This window comes from Lentzea sp. CA-135723 (assembly GCF_050936595.1).
GTDB lineage: Bacteria > Actinomycetota > Actinomycetes > Mycobacteriales > Pseudonocardiaceae > Lentzea.
In genome coordinates, this window is record NZ_JBNJMK010000001.1 from 4,385,667 (window position 1) to 4,400,754 (window position 15,088).

A 15,088-nucleotide genomic window follows, 5' to 3' on the forward strand; every position below is an offset into this window, starting at 1 on the left:
CAGTGCTGCTCGACCCGAACCACTACGACCCGGCCCACCTCGACGACGAGACCCGCCGCCTGCTCAGGGCGACCGTCGACTGGTTCGAGGCCCGCGGCAAGCGGCAGCTCATCGCGGACGCGCAGGACAAGGTCTGGTACACCGAGTTCCTCGACTTCGTGAAGCGCGAGAAGCTCTTCGCCACCTTCTGCACGCCGAGCGGTGTCGACGGCACCAAGCGCTGGGACGCCGCCCGCAACGCCGCGTTCAGCGAGGTGCTCGGCTTCTACGGCCTGCAGTACTGGTACGCCTGGCAGGTCACCGTTCTCGGCCTCGGCCCCATCTGGATGAGCGGCAACGAGGAGGCCAAGCAGAAGGCGGCGGCCCTGCTCGACTCCGGCGCCGTCTTCGCGTTCGGCCTCTCCGAGAAGGAGCACGGCGCCGACGTCTACAGCACCGACATGATCGTCACGCCCACCGAGAACGGCTACGAGGCCACCGGCGGCAAGTACTACATCGGCAACGGCAACGTCGCCGGCATGGTCAGCGTCTTCGGCAAGATCGCCGGCTCCGACGAGTACGTCTTCTTCGCCGTCGACAGCCAGCACGAGAAGTTCGAACTGGTCAAGAACGTCGTCGACAGCCAGATGTTCGTGAGCGAGTTCAAGCTCAACGGCTACCCCCTCACCGACGCGGACGTGCTGCACCGCGGCCCCGACGCGTTCTCCGCCGCGCTCAACACCGTCAACGTCGGCAAGTTCAACCTCTGCACGGCGAGCATCGGCATCTGCGAGCACTCGTTCTACGAGGCGATCACGCACGCCCACAACCGGATCCTCTACGGCAACCCGGTCACGGACTTCCCGCACGTGCGCCAGAACTTCGTGGACGCCTACGCCCGCCTCACCGCGATGAAGCTCTTCGCGGACAGGTCGGTCGACTACTTCCGGTCGGCGAACGAGGACGACCGCCGCTACCTGCTCTTCAACCCGATCACCAAGATGAAGGTCACGAGCGAGGGCGAACAGGTCATCGACCTGCTCTGGGACGTCATCGCCGCCAAGGGCTTCGAGAAGGACACCTACTTCACCCGCGCCACGGCCGACATCCGCGCGCTGCCCAAGCTCGAAGGCACCGTGCACGTGAACCTGGCCCTGGTGCTCAAGTTCATGCCGAACTACCTCTTCAACCCCAGGCAGTACGACGAGGTCCCGACCCGTCACGACGCGACGGACGACGACTTCTTCTGGCGCCAGGGCCCGGCCCGCGGCCTCGGCAAGATCCAGTTCCACGACTGGGAGCCGATCTACACCGAGCACGCCCACCTGCCCAACGTGGCGCTGTTCCACGAGCAGGCCAAGGCCATCAAGACCCTGCTCACCACGGCCGCGCCGGACGAGGCGCAGCAGAAGGACCTCGACTTCCTGCTGAACCTCGGCCACCTCTTCACGCTCGTCGTCTACGGCCAGCTCGTCCTGGAGCAGGCCAGGATCACGGGCACCGACCAGCACGTGCTGGACCAGATCTTCGACGTCCTGGTCCGCGACTTCGCCGGCTACGCGACCGCCCTGCACGGCAAGGCGAGCAGCACCGAGGCCCAGCAGCAGTGGGCCGTGGGCCAGCTCCGCAAGCCGCACGTCGACCAGGCCCGCTTCGACGCCGTCTGGCAGCAGGTCGAGGCGCTGTCCGGCCGCTACGAGATGCGCCCGTAGCAGCACCGATCGAGACACGAGGGGGCGGAGCCGACAGGTTCCGCCCCCTTGACGCATCCGTTCCACAAACGTTTACATGAAGGCCTGCCGCCGCACTCCACGAGCTACAAGGGAGCGCGCGCAAAGTGGATCACCGCAGATGGCGCACAGCCGCAGCAGCCGCCCTCATCGCGACGACCCTCCTCACGCCCACGGCACGAGCCGAGAAACCAGAGCTGGCCCTGACCCCGCCGATGGGCTTCAACAACTGGAACAGCACGCACTGCCGCGACGACTTCAACGAGGACATGGTCAAGGGCATCGCCGACATCTTCGTCAGCAAGGGCCTCAGGGACGCGGGCTACGAGTACGTCAACATCGACGACTGCTGGGCACTTCCGGAACGCAACGCGGACGGCGACCTCGTCCCCCACCCGACGCGTTTTCCCAACGGCATCAAGGCCGTCGCCGACTACGTCCACTCCAAGGGCCTCAAGTTCGGCATCTACACGAGCGCGGGAACCAAGACCTGCAACAAGGAAGGCGGTTTCCCGGGCGGCCTCGACCACGAGGTGCAGGACGCGAAGCTGTTCGCGAGCTGGGGCGTCGACTACCTCAAGTACGACAACTGCAACAACCAGGGCGTAGACGCGAAACTGCGCTACACCAGGATGCGCGACGCCCTCAACGCCACCGGGCGCAAGATCGTGTTCAGCCTCTGCGAGTGGGGCCAGAACAAGCCGTGGGAGTGGGCGAAGGACGTCGGCCACCTCTGGCGCACCACCGGTGACATCAGCGACAACTGGAACTCCATGGTGTCGATCGCCAAGCGCAACATGGAGCTCGCCGAGTACGCGGGCCCCGGTCACTGGAACGACCCGGACATGCTCGAAGTCGGCAACGGCGGCATGACGGACGTCGAGTACCGCAGCCACTTCAGCCTCTGGTCGATCATGGCCGCTCCCCTGCTGATCGGCGCCGACCTGCGCGAGGTCACCCCGGAGACGTTCGAGATCCTGGAGAACCGCGAGGTCATCGCCGTCAACCAGGACAGGCTCGGCGTCCAGGCCGAGGTGCTCAGCAACGCCGGCGGCAACCACGTCCTGGTCAAGCCGCTGAGCAACGGCGACAAGGCCGTCCTGCTGTTCAACGAGAACGACAGCGCCACGAACATCTCCGTCACCGCCGCGGAACTGGGCCTCGCCAAGGCGACCGGCTACAAGGTCCGCGACCTCTGGGCCAGGACCACCACGCACTCCGCCGGCGAGATCAGCGCCGCTCTCCCGCCGCACGGCTCGGCGATGTTCCGCGTCAGCGCGGCCAGGGACTGGTACGCCTACCCGCCGGCCGTTACCACGGCGGCGGACGGCGAAGTCCTCTACCCCGGCGCACTTCCGATCGTCCAACCCGGCAGGACGGTCACCTACACGACGTCCGTCACGAACACCGGCCGCCTGCCGATCGCCCTGGTCCAGGCCACCCTGCGGGTCCCCCAGGGCTGGACGGCGACGACGAACACCAGCTTCAAGGCGGTCCTGCCCGGTCAGCAGAGCTTCAGGACCACGTGGAAGGTCCGGGTTCCGGAGAACGCGCAGCCGGGCAGGTTCGCGATCACCGCGGGCTTCACCTTCCACAGCCCGCACGAGCACAACCCCGTGACCAGGCAGTACGCCGCCGAGGCACTGGTACCCGGCGCCGCGCCGAAGGGCGAGAACTTCGTCAGCGACCTGAAGTGGTTGCGCGCCACCAATGGCCACGGACCGGTCGAGACCGACACCACCAACGGCGAGGCCAAGCAGGGTGACGGCGGCCCGATCACGGTGCGCGGCAAGACGTACGCCAAGGGCCTCGGCACCCACGCCCCGGCCCACGTCGAGTACTACACCGGCGGCGCGTGCACGAGGCTCACCGCCACCATCGGCATCGACGACAGGAAGGTCAACCCGCTCAGCCTCGTGAGCTACGAGGTCTGGGCCGACGACCGGATGGTCTACGACAGCGGCCCGGTCACCGGCACCGACGCCGCGAAGTCGCTGGTGGCCGACGTCTCCGGCGCCACCGTCACGCGTCTGGTCGTCAAGGACGGCGGCAACGGCAAGTCCTACGACCACGCCGACTGGGCCGACCTCAGGATCGCCTGCTAGCGCTCCTGGAACCGCTCCAAGGCCGCGATCATGAGTTCGAGCCCGAACTCGAACTCGTGATCGTGGTCGTAGGTCCCCAGCTCGTCGATCACCCCGGCGGACAGCGGGAACGCCGACACGTCCACGCCGGCGTACGGCGACAGCGCGATCCCGCCGAGCTCCGGCGACGTCGCGACCTCCCGCATCAACGTCCCCAGCAGGTACGACACCATCGCCCGCATCATCCCGACGGCGATCTTGCCGCGGAAGCCCGCCCGGTCGAAGTTCATCAGCGCCGACTCGATCGTCCGGAACCCCGCCTCCGAGCTGAGCCGCCGGGTCGCCAGCAGCACGAACGCGCGGGGGTGCCGCTGCGCCAGTTCGCGCACCGCACGGGCGTGCGCCCGGAAGTGGTCGCGCCAGTCGTCGCCGTCCACGTGGTACGGCCGGGCGTCCGCCATGATCCGCTCGGCCGCGAGGTCGACCAGCACCGCCTTGTTCGGCACGTGGTTGTAGAGCGACATCGTGCCCGCGCCCAGCTCGGAGGCGAGCCGCCGCATCGAGACCGCCTCGACGCCCTCGCGTTCGATCAGCCGCACGGCCGCATCGACGATGCGGTCGCGGGTCAACGGTTCACGGGTGGCGGACACTGGCGGAGACCATACGACGTGGAGTAGCTTCCCTGCGACGTACGGCGTACGTAGGAGGGTCGGCCGGCATGACCGAGTCCAAGGCGCTCAGAGCGCTGCGTGAAGCGATCGTCTTGGAGCACATGGAGTCGCAGAACCAGTTCGACTTCGACACCTCCCTGAACACGTTCCCCCACCCCCGCTACGAGATCATGGCGTCCGGCCAGGTCCTCGACGGCGTGGACGCGGTCTGGGACTACTGGCAGCGCACCCGCGCCGCGTTCCCCGACCAGCGCAACAAGGTCATCGACGTCCACCACGCCGACAACGCCGTGATCCTCGAGTTCGAGCTGCAGGGCACGCACCTCGGCAGCCTCACCGGCGAGGAGGTGACCGGACGGTCGTTCAAGGTCAGGATGGTCGGTTTCTTCCTGTTCGACAAGGACGTCCTCGTCTGCCAACGGGTCTACGGCGACACCGCGACCGTGATGGCCCAGCTCGGGATGCTGGACGTGCCGGAGGAGTTCTAGAAGACCACCCGAACCGCCCCCACGACCTGTCCACCTCCTGACACGGGTGCGGACAGCGACTCCTTCGCGGGCGACACGTCGAACCCCATGGCGGCCAACGCTGTGAGCCCGATCGCCGTCGTGGCACGGGGGTTGCCGTCGAGCACCTTCACCGCCACGGCGTGCCCTGCCGCCGTCGCGAGCACCAGCACGCCTTCCGCACCGCCCTTGGCCACCACGCCGGGCAGCTGCTGCATGATCACCGTGTTCACGTGCCCGGTTCCCCCGACGTACTCGGGAAATCCGCGCATCGCATCGGCCACGGGTGTGCGCAGAAGGCCTTGCATCGCGCGCGCCAAGCCGTGCAACGACAACGCGTACACCGGCGCGCCACAGCCGTCGATCGCCGTGTGCACAACGGACTCGCCGGACAGTTCTTCAAAGGTCCGCATCACCTGCTGCTGCAACGGATGCGACGGCTCCAAGTAGGTCTCCGCGGGCCACTGCTGCGCCACGCAGGCCGCCAGCATCGCCGCGTGCTTGCCGGAGCAGTTCATCCGCACGCGCGAAGGTTCCGTCAACCGTTGACGGGTCTCCTCGTCCTCCGGCCACGACGGCGGGCAGCGCAACGACTCCACCGGCACCTCGCCGAGCATCTGCAGGACGAGCTCGACGTGCCGGTCCTCCCCCGTGTGCGACCCCGCCGCGATGGCCAGCGAGGGACCGGCCAGCGGCGCGCCGGCGGACAGGCAGGCCAGCGCCTGGAACGGTTTCATGCACGACCGCGGCAGCACCGGGTCCTCGATCGAGCCGACCGACACGCCCACCGCGCCGGACGGCAGCAGCCCGACGACGCTGCCGTGGTGCAGGCTCTCCACGAACCCGGACCGGGTGACCTCAGCGAGCAGTGCGGGCACGGGATGCCTCCAGCCGGTGGGCCAGCCTGGACAGCGCCAGGTTGACCACGAGGTAGACGAACGCGACGACGACGAAGGTCTGGATCAGCAGGCCGTTGTAGTTCGCGAGCACCCGGCCGTTGAACAGCAACTCCGTGTAGGACACGACATATCCCAGCGAAGTGTCCTTCAACAGGCTGACAGCTTGCGTCACGAGCAACGGCGTCATGTGCCGCACGGCCTGTGGCAGCACCACGACCCGTGTCACGACACCGTCCGGCATGCCCAACGACAACCCGGCTTCGCGTTGCCCGGCGTCGACCGCCTCGACGCCCGCCCGGAAGATCACCGCGTACGACGCCGCGTGCGACAACGCCAGCGGCACCACGAGTTTCCAGAACAGCGGCAGGTTCACGCCGAACGACGGCAGCACGAACAGCATCACGTACACGAGCAGCAGCACCGGGACCGTGCGCATGATCTCGGCGTACGCGCGCGTGAACCGGTTGGGCCGCAACGCGAGCAACAGCCCACCGGCCATCGCGAGCACGCCCGTCGCACCGGCCGCCACCACCGTCGATCCCAGGCCTTCGAGCAGATAACGCCACACGGGCCAGGTCAGGTAGGGCCGCCACCGGGCCGGCTCCAGCTGGCCGTTCAGCGCGAACTGCCGCAGCCCCAGCGCCACCAGCCCGATCAGCACGACGGCGGACACCGCCGTGACCCAGCGGACGCGGCGGCGGAACCGCGGACCGGGAGCGTCGAACATCAGGCCAGCCGCCGTTCCAGCACGCGCGCACCGAACCCGATGCCCGCCGCCACCACCAGGTAGCAGAGCCCGACCCCGGTGAACACCAGCAACGGCTGGGCGATCTCCAGGTTGATCCGTTGCGCCGCACGGGTCATGTCCACCACGCCGACGACACCGGCGAGCGCCGTGGCCATCGTCAGCGCGATCGCGATGTTCGCCAACGGCTGCACGACGTTCTTCACCGCCTGCGGCAGGATCACGTGCCGCAACGACTGCCGGAACGTGAGCCCCAACGCCCGTGCGGCCTCTCCCTGCCCGGACGCCACGGAGTGCACGCCCGACCGCAGCGCCTCCGCCACGAACGCCGCCTCGTACAGCGCGATCGCCGTGAAAGCCGTCCAGAACAACGGCATCCGCACGCCCACCTCCGGCAGTCCGAACACGAACAGCACCAGCCACGCGAGCAGCGGGACGTTGCGCCAGACCTCCACGTAGACCGCACCTGCCCCGCGCAACAACGGCACCGGCACGATCCGCAGGACGGCGACCAGCACGCCGACGACGAGAGCACCGCAGAACGACAGCAGGGTCAGCGCGACGGTGTTCAGAAACCCTTCGAGGACCAGGCTCATGAGGCGATCGCGGGTGGCGCCGGCGGGTCGCCCGCGACCACGGTGCCGATGGTCTGCCGCCAGACCTCCTGCCACAGCCCCGACTTGCCGATCTCGCGCAGCCAGTCGTTCACGAACGCCGTGAACTCGGCGTCGCCGTGCTTGATGCCGATCCCGTACGGGTCCTCGGTGAACGGCTCGCCGACGAGTTCCAGCTCGGTGTCCTTCGAGGCGTCGGCCACGAGAATCGCCTGGTCCTGAACGTAAGCGGCGCCGCGGCCCTGCTTCAGCGCCGTCACGCACTCGGGGTCGGAGCCGAACTCGACGATCTTCGCGGTGGGCGCGGCGTCCTGAACCGCTTTCACCCCAGGGGTGTTCGCGCCGACGATGACCGTCCTGCCCGCCAGGTCAGCGGGTTTCGAAACACCGGTGGTGCCCTTGCGCACCGCGATAACCTGCCCCGACTGGTAGTACGGCCCGGCGAACGACACGCGCTCCTGCCGTGCGGGCGTGATCGTGTAGGTCTGGATGATCACGTCGACGGTGCCGTTGGCCAGCAACGGTTCGCGCGTCTCGGAGGTCGCGGTGAGCAGCTCCGCCGAGGGCTTGCCGACGACGTAGTGCGCGAGCAGCTTGCCGAGGTAGGCGTCGAAGCCGGTGAGCTCGCCGCTGATCGGGTCGAGCTGGGACAGCAGCGGTGCGTCCTGGGAGCCGCCGATCAGCAGCTCACCGCGCTTCCTGATGCGGTCCACCGCCGAGCCGGGGTTCACCTGACCTGCGTAGACGGGCGCTTTGGCGAGCAGGGCGTCGATCTTGCCCGCACCAGGGACGGCGTCGTCCCCACCAGAACACCCGGCCACGAAGAGCAACAGCGCGGCTACGAACAGTCTCCCCATGCCCCGAAGCTACTGACCGCGTTCGAACGGGCACAAGACGCAACAAAGCCGTCTGTCCAATACAGGACAGACGGCTTCGCTGTGAGATCAGCTGTGCTGATCGGTCAGACTCAGACGGCGCGAACGCCCTGGGCCTGCGGGCCCTTCTGGCCCTGACCGATCTCGAACTCGACCCGCTGGTTCTCCTCGAGAGCCTTGTAGCCGTTCATCTGGATCTCGGAGTAGTGGACGAACACGTCGGCGCCACCGTTGTCGGGGGAGATGAAGCCGAAGCCCTTCTCCGCGTTGAACCACTTGACGGTGCCCTGTACTGCCATCTTGCTACTTCTCCTCTAACAGGTGCCGGATCGCGCTCGCGACCACCGGGTCAAGTCGGAAGAGCGCCTTCTCCGGAACCTGGAGAAACCGCACAACTCGCGACCTCGTTCCGCGAGCGGGGTTTGTCCACGAACACGAAACGTACGACCGCAGACAGTCAACCACGCCTCCCTGGTCGCAGTCGAGCCATCAATCTCACTGCTACCGTGAGATCCCGAACGACCGCACGGAGGTCCCCGTGTCCGAGCTGACGACGATGTCGATCATGGTCACCGTCGCCCCGCACACCGCAGGAGCCCTCTCCGCTCTCGTCGCGCGGCACCTCGCCGACCGGCCCGCGAAACGATCTCCCCGCGCCCCCGGGACCAACACCACCACCTCGATCACGGGCGGCACGGTGTTCCAGATCGGGCACGTGCACGGCAACATCTACACCGACCGGGACCGGTAACCTGGAGGGTCGTTGACCCAGGGGGCCGTGGTGTGACCGGCAGCGAGAGACTGCTCTTCTTCTTCATCGGTTTGGTGACCACCTTCGTGTTCATCCGCATCAGCGTGCGCATGATCAGGGCGAAGGTGCGGTGGTGGCCGGGGAACATCGTGCACGGCGACACGCACGTGCATCACGTCGTGTTCGGCACCGTGCTGCTGCTCCTGTCGAGCGTCTCGGCCCTGGTGATCCCGGACGACCTGCACGGCGCCAGGCTGGCCGCCGCGGCCGGGCTCGGCGTCGGCGCGGCCCTGGTGCTGGACGAGTTCGCGCTGATCCTGCACCTGCGGGACGTGTACTGGACCAAGGCCGGCCGGCTGTCCGTGGACGCCGTGTTCCTCGCCATCGGCCTCACCGGCACGTTCCTGCTGGGCGCGCGCCCGTTCGGCTACGACGAGGTGCTCCAGCTCAACCCGGAGACCACGCCCGCGTCGACGTTCACGCTGCGGGTGATCGCGATCGGCGTGAACCTCTGCCTCGCGATCGTGGCGCTGCTCAAGGGCAAGATCTGGACGGGCCTGCTCGGCCTGCTGATCCCCGTCGTGCCCGCGGTCGGGGCCGTGCGGCTGGCCAGGCCGGGCTCGCCGTGGGCGCGCTGGCGGTACCCGGAGGGCTCGCGGAAGCTGACCCGCGCCTACCGCCGGGAGGCACGGATCAGACAGCCGATCATCCGGGCGAAGATCGCCGTGCAGGAGTTCATCTCGGGGCGTCACGACCTGCCCGACCAGGACAGGCCGTGAGCACTCACCCTCCGACGATGTCCTGCTGCTTGCAGACCGGTCCGAGGTCGCCGGCGCACAGCTCGGCCGCCTTCACGATCCCCTCGGTGACCAGCCCGCGCACCGAGTCCTTCTTGATCAGCGTGGCGCCGAGCAGCACGGACTTCATGTCGCGCCGCGACACGGGGTCCCGGAGGTTGCCGGTGGCGAGGTCATCGGCACCGTCCAGGTCGCCCTTGGCGATGGCGATGGCGAGCCGTGCGGCCGCCTCCGCCTCGTCCCGCACCGGCTTGTAGACCGTGACGCACTGATCGCCCGCGAGCACCGCCCGCAGACCGTCGATCGTGGCGTCCTGGCCCGTGACCGGCACCCTGAGGTTCTTCTTCTTGAGCACCGAGATGACCGCGCCCGCGAGGCCGTCGTTCGCCGCGACCACGCCGTCGACCTTGCCGCCGTTGTCGTTCAGGATCTGCTCGAACAGCTGCCCGCCGAGCTCGTTGTTCCAGTCGGCGACCGGCTGCGACTTCACGAGCTTGAGCGCGCCGCTGTCGTACTTCGACGACAACCGCGACTTCTGGCCCTGCGTGAACAGCGTGGCGTTGTGGTCGGTCGGCGCGCCCTCGATCTCGATGATCTGCGCGCCCGGCTTGGAGCCGAGGCACTCCAGCAGACCGTCGGCCTGGAGCTGGCCGACGTTCACGCTGTCGAACCCGACGTGGTACTCCGCCTGCCCGCCGAGCGTCACCCGGTCGTAGTCGATGACGGGGATGTTCGCGGCTTTCGCCTTCTTCTGCACCGCCAGTCCGCCCGCCGCCGACAACGGCGTGATCATCAGAACCTTCACCTTGCGCCGGATCATCTCGTCGGCGATCTGCGCGAACTTCGCCTCGTCGCCCTCGGCGTTCTCCATGAACGGTTCGATGTCCGCGTAGTTGAACGCCTGTGTGAGCAGCGGCCGGTCCTGCTCTTCCCAACGCGTGGAAGTCGTTCGGTCGGGAAGGATTACCCCGACGATTGGTTTGGGACCACGCGTGGGCAGCGTCGGAGAACCCTGACCAGCACTACCGCAGGCAGAGAGGAGAAAGAGCAGGCACGCCGACGATGCCATTACCCGTCTTCGCATAATCGCGAAGTCCAGCGCTTGAATCTTGTTAAGTCAAGATTTCTTCTCATAACATCACGCTCCGCTTCCGATCGGCTACAGTTCGATTCCGTACGAAAGGTGCTGATGCGGGGCGAATTTTCGTGTCAGTGTGTCCAACTTGGGCGGCAATCGGGGGCCGCACCGATGTTGTTGGATCCAGCCCTGACCGGGTGTGAGGAGACAGCTAGGTGAGAACGCGCAGAACCGTGATGGCGGTGGCGGCAACGGTGTCGCTGATCGCCGCGGGCACTTCGGCGGCGGGGGCCGCGCCGGCCAGCACGGGCCCGGTGACGGAGTACACCGTCCTTCTGGAACAACCCGGTAACCGCGACTTCGCGATCGACGCCGTGGAAGCGGCGGGCGGCGAGGTCCTGCGGAGCAACGACGCCGTCGGCCTGCTGACGGTCAAGGCGCCCGCGAACGGCTTCGTGGAGAAGGTCTCCGCTTCGAAGGAGATCGTCGGCGCCGCGCGGACCACGCCGATCGGGCACGCGCCCGCGGCGAAGGCCGCGAAGATCAAGCAGGACAACGTCGAGAAGGAGAACAAGAGCGAGAAGCCGAACAAGGCTCCCGCCGGGCAGGGCTCGACCGCCGGCATGGACCCGCTCGACGGGGACCTGTGGGGTCTGAACCTGGTGCGCTCCAACATCGCGCGGGCCAAGCAGGCCGGCGACAAGCGCGTGTACGTCGGCATCCTCGACACCGGTGTGGACGGTACCCACCCGGACATCGCGCCGAACTTCAACAACGAGCTCTCGCGCAACTTCACGATCGACATCCCGAACGACGCCGACGGTGGCGTGTTCGACGGTCCGTGCGAGTTCCGCGGTTGCGTCGACCCGGCCAACTGGGACGACGGCGGCCACGGCACGCACGTCGCCGGCACCATCGGCGCCGCCGCCAACGGCTTCGGCATCTCCGGTGTCGCGCCGAACGTGTCGCTGGTCAACATCCGCGGTGGCCAGGACGCGGGCTCGTTCTTCCTGCAGCCCGTCGTCGACGCCCTCACCTACGGCGCCGACATCGGCCTGGACGTCATCAACATGTCGTTCTACGTCGACCCGTGGTACATGAACTGCGCCAACGACCCCACGGCCTCGGCCGAGGAGCAGCTGGAGCAGCGCACGATCATCAAGTCCGTCCAGCGCGCGCTGAACTACGCGCACAAGAAGGGCGTCACGCTGATCGGTGCGGGCGGCAACAACCACGAGGACCTGGGCAAGCCGCGCCAGGACATCGCGAGCCCGAACTACCCGCCGGGCCACGCCCGTCCGCGTCCGGTCGACAACGCGAACTGCCTCAACCTCCCGACCGAGGGCAACCACGTCATCTCGGTGTCGGCTCTCGGCCCGTCGACCACCAAGGCCGACTACTCGAACTACGGCCTCGAGCAGACCGCGATCTCGGCTCCCGGTGGCTACTTCCGCGACGGCCTCGGCACGCCGTGGTACCGCACCAACGAGAACCTGATCCTCTCGACCTACCCGCGCAACGTCGCTCTCGCCGACGGCGCGATCGACGAGGCCGGCAACATCACGCCCGCCGGTGAGGCCGTCGGCGTGAAGAAGGCCGTGCAGGGCGACAAGGTCGGCTACTACCAGTTCCTGCAGGGCACCTCGATGGCCGCCCCGCACGTCGCCGGTGTCGCCGCGCTGATCGTCAGCCAGTACGGCAAGAAGGACAAGAAGAACCCGGGCCTCACCCTAGACCCCGAGAAGGTCGAGAAGGTCCTGCTCAAGACCGCGACGCAGCGCGCCTGCCCGAACCCGCGCACCGTGTCGTACGTCAACGTGGGCCGTCCCGCCGAGTTCGACGCCACCTGCGAGGGTGACGCGAAGTTCAACGGCTTCTACGGCCACGGCATCGCGGACGCTTACGGCGCTGTCACCCGTGGTGGCCAGTTCCTGTAAGTCCTCGTGCAGCGACAAAAGGCCCCCGGTGTCTTGCCGGGGGCCTTTTGCGTGCGACGAAAGTGGACGGCTGGCGCCACCTTCGTCGGAAAGATCCGTTCTGCCTTGACCGTGCCGTAGCGGCATAGTTTCAACTGGGTCCTGTCAGCGAGCCGGAGAGGAGGAACGTCGTGGGGTGGAGCACCAGCCAGCTGGCCGATCTCGCCGGTACGACGTTGCGCACGATCCGGCATTACCACGACGTGGGGCTGCTGGCCGAGCCGGAACGCCGCGCCAACGGCTACAAGAGCTACGGCGTGGACCACCTCGTGCGGGTGCTGAGGATCAAGCGGCTCAACGACCTCGGGTTGTCGCTCGCGCAGATCGCCGAGCTCGGTGACGGCGACGAGCACCCCCGTGAGGCGTTGCACGAGCTCGACGCCGAGCTGGCCGCGCAGATCGAACGCCTGCAGCAGATCCGCGCGGATCTCGCGCTGGTCCTGCGGCAGGAGACGCCGACCGATCTGCCGCCGGACGTCGCGGCGATGATCGCGGAAGCGAACCTGTCGCCGCAGGACCGGTCGTTCACGGTGGTGCTGGCCCAGCTGCTCTCGCCGGACACGCTGGCGAAGTACGCGGGGACGTTGAAGGACTACTCGCGGGATCCGGCGGTCGTGGCGTTCGACAACCTGCCGGAGGACGCGGACGAGGAGACCCGGCAGCGGGTGGCGGACGGCATGAGAGAGATGCCGTACATGGCGGAGATGCGGGCCGCGTTCCCGGATCCGGCCGGTCTGTACAGCGACGCGCCGCGCGGCGTGGAACACGCGAGGCGGACCGTCATCAAGGTCATGGTCGAGCTCTACAACAAGGCCCAGCTGGACGTTCTCGTCCGCATGAACGGCTGACTTTCATTGGTTTGGCGCGCCGAGGGGGCGCGTCGTCGGGGAGGTATTTGCTAATGCGAAAAACGATGTCGCTGGCCGCGGTGGTGACCGCGGCGGCAGCGCTGGTGATCGCACCGGGGGTGTCGCAGGCGACCACGCCGGCCGTGGAGATCAAGTGGGCGGCGTGCCCGTCCGACGTGGCGCTGGAGGGTCTCGAGTGCGGGACCATGCAGGTGCCGCTCGACTACCGCAAGCCGTCCGGCCGCAAGACCGAGGTGATGATCTCGCGGCTGGCCAGCAAGAGCCCGGAGAAGCGCAGGGGCATCCTGCTGACCAACCCGGGCGGGCCGAGCGAGGGCCTGACGTTCCCGTTCGTGCTGAAGGCCCTGGGCCTGCCGCAGAGCGTGCTCGACGCGTACGACGTGATCGGCATGGACCCGCGTGGCATCGGCTACAGCTCGCCGTCGACGTGCGACATGACCGAGGAGCAGATGGCGGACGGCAGCGTCCCGCCGTACGCCAACAACTCCGCCGACGTGCGGCAGCGCGCGGCCGAGGTGAAGACGATCGCCGAGCAGTGCCTGAAGTCGGCCTCGGCCGAGGCGTTGCCGTACAACACGACGCAGAACATCGCGCGTGACCTGGACACGGCCCGTGTGGCGCTGGGCGAGAAGAAGGCCTCGTTCCTCGGTTACTCCTACGGTTCGTACCTGGGTTCCGTGTACGCCACGCTGTTCCCGAAGACCTCCGACCGCGTCGTGATCGACAGCAACCTGCCGAAGACCGGCTGGGACGTCGAGGGCGGCCGGCTGATGGGCCGCGGCGTCGAGGACACGTTCCCGGACTTCGCGAAGTGGGCGGCCGCGCACCCCGAGTACAACCTGGGCACGACGCCGCAGCAGGTGAAGGCCAAGTTCTTCGAGCTGGCCGCGCGCCTGGACAAGAAGCCCTCGGTGGAGGGCATCGACGGCAAGCTGTTCCGCTTCACCGTCTTCACGAAGCTCTACGCCACGGGTGACGCGACGTTCAAGAAGATGGCCGAGTCCTGGCAGGCCTTCGACACCGGCAAGCCGCAGCCGCCGGAGGAGTACCCGCCGGTCTCGCGCGTGCAGGCCCTGCTGGCCGGACGCCTGAACGTGATCTGCGGTGACTCGGCCTGGCCGACGTCGGTGAGCACGTACGAGCGCAACGTCGCGATCGACCGGATCAAGCACCCGATGTTCGGTGCGGCGGCGGCGAACATCCAGCCGTGCGCGTTCTGGCCGAAGCCGGTCGAGAAGCAGGTCCTGCCGTCCGACAGGGGCCCGCGCAACGTGCTGCTGGTGCAGAACGAGCGCGACCCCGCGACGCCGCTCGTCGGTGCGCAGTCGACGCGTCGCGCGTTCGGCGACCGGGCCGCGCTGATCACCATCGACCAGGGTGGTCACGGCGCCTACGCGCTCGGCAAGAACAAGTGCGCCAACGACAAGGTCACCGCGTACCTGCTCGGTGGCGACCGTCCGAACGACACGAGGTGCGCAGCTGAAACTGGCTGATGCCGGACAGGGCCGGTCCGC

At 67.9% G+C, this 15,088-nt stretch carries 15 protein-coding genes; 8 read left to right on the forward strand and 7 right to left on the reverse strand.

Features of this window, described 5'->3' with window-relative positions; genetic code table 11:
- Nucleotides 1-2 precede the first annotated feature (2 nt).
- Both ACQEU1_RS19585 and ACQEU1_RS19590 read left to right on the forward strand, forming a co-directional pair.
- Complete coding sequence (locus tag ACQEU1_RS19585) at nt 3-1,691, forward strand: acyl-CoA dehydrogenase family protein (RefSeq protein ID WP_433203457.1); 1,689 nt, start codon at nt 3-5, stop codon at nt 1,689-1,691.
- A gap of 125 nt (nt 1,692-1,816) precedes the next feature.
- A complete protein-coding gene (locus ACQEU1_RS19590; RefSeq protein WP_433203460.1) occupies nt 1,817-3,814 on the forward strand; it encodes an NPCBM/NEW2 domain-containing protein in 1,998 nt (665 codons plus the stop codon).
- On the opposite strand, the gene ACQEU1_RS19595 is transcribed toward ACQEU1_RS19590, so the two are convergent.
- The gene (locus tag ACQEU1_RS19595) at nt 3,811-4,443 is read right to left on the reverse strand and encodes a TetR/AcrR family transcriptional regulator C-terminal domain-containing protein (protein WP_433203463.1); all 633 of its coding nucleotides are present in this window, start codon (nt 4,441-4,443) and stop codon (nt 3,811-3,813) included. The two genes, ACQEU1_RS19590 and ACQEU1_RS19595, sit on opposite strands and share 4 nt — an antisense overlap.
- 68 nt (nt 4,444-4,511) lie before the next feature.
- Here ACQEU1_RS19595 and ACQEU1_RS19600 point away from each other — a divergent pair, with 68 nt between their 5' ends.
- On the forward strand, nt 4,512-4,952 hold the full coding sequence (locus ACQEU1_RS19600; RefSeq protein ID WP_285638208.1) for an ester cyclase: 441 nt from the start codon (nt 4,512-4,514) through the stop codon (nt 4,950-4,952).
- On the opposite strand, the gene ACQEU1_RS19605 is transcribed toward ACQEU1_RS19600, so the two are convergent.
- The 5 genes from ACQEU1_RS19605 to ACQEU1_RS19625 all read right to left on the reverse strand — a co-directional run bounded on the left by ACQEU1_RS19605 (nt 4,949) and on the right by ACQEU1_RS19625 (nt 8,402).
- Nucleotides 4,949-5,848: an asparaginase gene (locus tag ACQEU1_RS19605; RefSeq protein WP_433203467.1), complete on the reverse strand. Its 900-nt coding sequence runs from the start codon at nt 5,846-5,848 to the stop codon at nt 4,949-4,951. The two genes, ACQEU1_RS19600 and ACQEU1_RS19605, sit on opposite strands and share 4 nt — an antisense overlap.
- Nucleotides 5,829-6,596, reverse strand: a complete 768-nt coding sequence (locus ACQEU1_RS19610; protein WP_433203470.1) for an amino acid ABC transporter permease — start codon at nt 6,594-6,596, stop codon at nt 5,829-5,831. Before ACQEU1_RS19610 ends, ACQEU1_RS19605 begins: the two co-directional genes overlap by 20 nt.
- Complete coding sequence (locus tag ACQEU1_RS19615; protein WP_433203473.1) at nt 6,596-7,210, reverse strand: amino acid ABC transporter permease; 615 nt, start codon at nt 7,208-7,210, stop codon at nt 6,596-6,598. The genes ACQEU1_RS19610 and ACQEU1_RS19615 overlap by 1 nt, the downstream gene beginning before the upstream one ends.
- The gene (locus tag ACQEU1_RS19620; protein WP_433203476.1) at nt 7,207-8,085 is read right to left on the reverse strand and encodes a glutamate ABC transporter substrate-binding protein; all 879 of its coding nucleotides are present in this window, start codon (nt 8,083-8,085) and stop codon (nt 7,207-7,209) included. The genes ACQEU1_RS19615 and ACQEU1_RS19620 overlap by 4 nt, the downstream gene beginning before the upstream one ends.
- Nucleotides 8,086-8,195: 110 nt before the next feature.
- Complete coding sequence (locus ACQEU1_RS19625; protein ID WP_030468404.1) at nt 8,196-8,402, reverse strand: cold-shock protein; 207 nt, start codon at nt 8,400-8,402, stop codon at nt 8,196-8,198.
- A gap of 239 nt (nt 8,403-8,641) precedes the next feature.
- On the opposite strand from ACQEU1_RS19625, the gene ACQEU1_RS19630 reads away from it, so the two are divergent.
- The gene (locus tag ACQEU1_RS19630) at nt 8,642-8,854 is read left to right on the forward strand and encodes a hypothetical protein (protein WP_433203481.1); all 213 of its coding nucleotides are present in this window, start codon (nt 8,642-8,644) and stop codon (nt 8,852-8,854) included.
- Between the two features lie 74 nt (nt 8,855-8,928).
- Nucleotides 8,929-9,633 carry a hypothetical protein gene (locus tag ACQEU1_RS19635; RefSeq protein WP_433203484.1) on the forward strand — a complete coding sequence of 235 codons (705 nt, stop codon included), beginning with the start codon at nt 8,929-8,931 and terminating at the stop codon, nt 9,631-9,633.
- A 4-nt stretch (nt 9,634-9,637) separates the two neighbouring features.
- Here ACQEU1_RS19635 and ACQEU1_RS19640 read toward each other — a convergent pair whose 3' ends face one another.
- Nucleotides 9,638-10,735, reverse strand: a complete 1,098-nt coding sequence (locus ACQEU1_RS19640) for a sugar ABC transporter substrate-binding protein (protein WP_433203487.1) — start codon at nt 10,733-10,735, stop codon at nt 9,638-9,640.
- 230 nt (nt 10,736-10,965) lie between these two features.
- Here ACQEU1_RS19640 and ACQEU1_RS19645 point away from each other — a divergent pair, with 230 nt between their 5' ends.
- The 3 genes from ACQEU1_RS19645 to ACQEU1_RS19655 all read left to right on the forward strand — a co-directional run bounded on the left by ACQEU1_RS19645 (nt 10,966) and on the right by ACQEU1_RS19655 (nt 15,067).
- Complete coding sequence (locus tag ACQEU1_RS19645; RefSeq protein ID WP_433211591.1) at nt 10,966-12,666, forward strand: S8 family serine peptidase; 1,701 nt, start codon at nt 10,966-10,968, stop codon at nt 12,664-12,666.
- A gap of 170 nt (nt 12,667-12,836) precedes the next feature.
- On the forward strand, nt 12,837-13,553 hold the full coding sequence (locus tag ACQEU1_RS19650; RefSeq protein ID WP_433203490.1) for a MerR family transcriptional regulator: 717 nt from the start codon (nt 12,837-12,839) through the stop codon (nt 13,551-13,553).
- A 53-nt stretch (nt 13,554-13,606) separates the two neighbouring features.
- Entirely contained in the window at nt 13,607-15,067 is a 1,461-nt protein-coding gene (locus ACQEU1_RS19655; protein ID WP_433203493.1) for an alpha/beta hydrolase, read from the forward strand.
- The last annotated feature ends 21 nt before the right edge of the window (nt 15,068-15,088 follow it).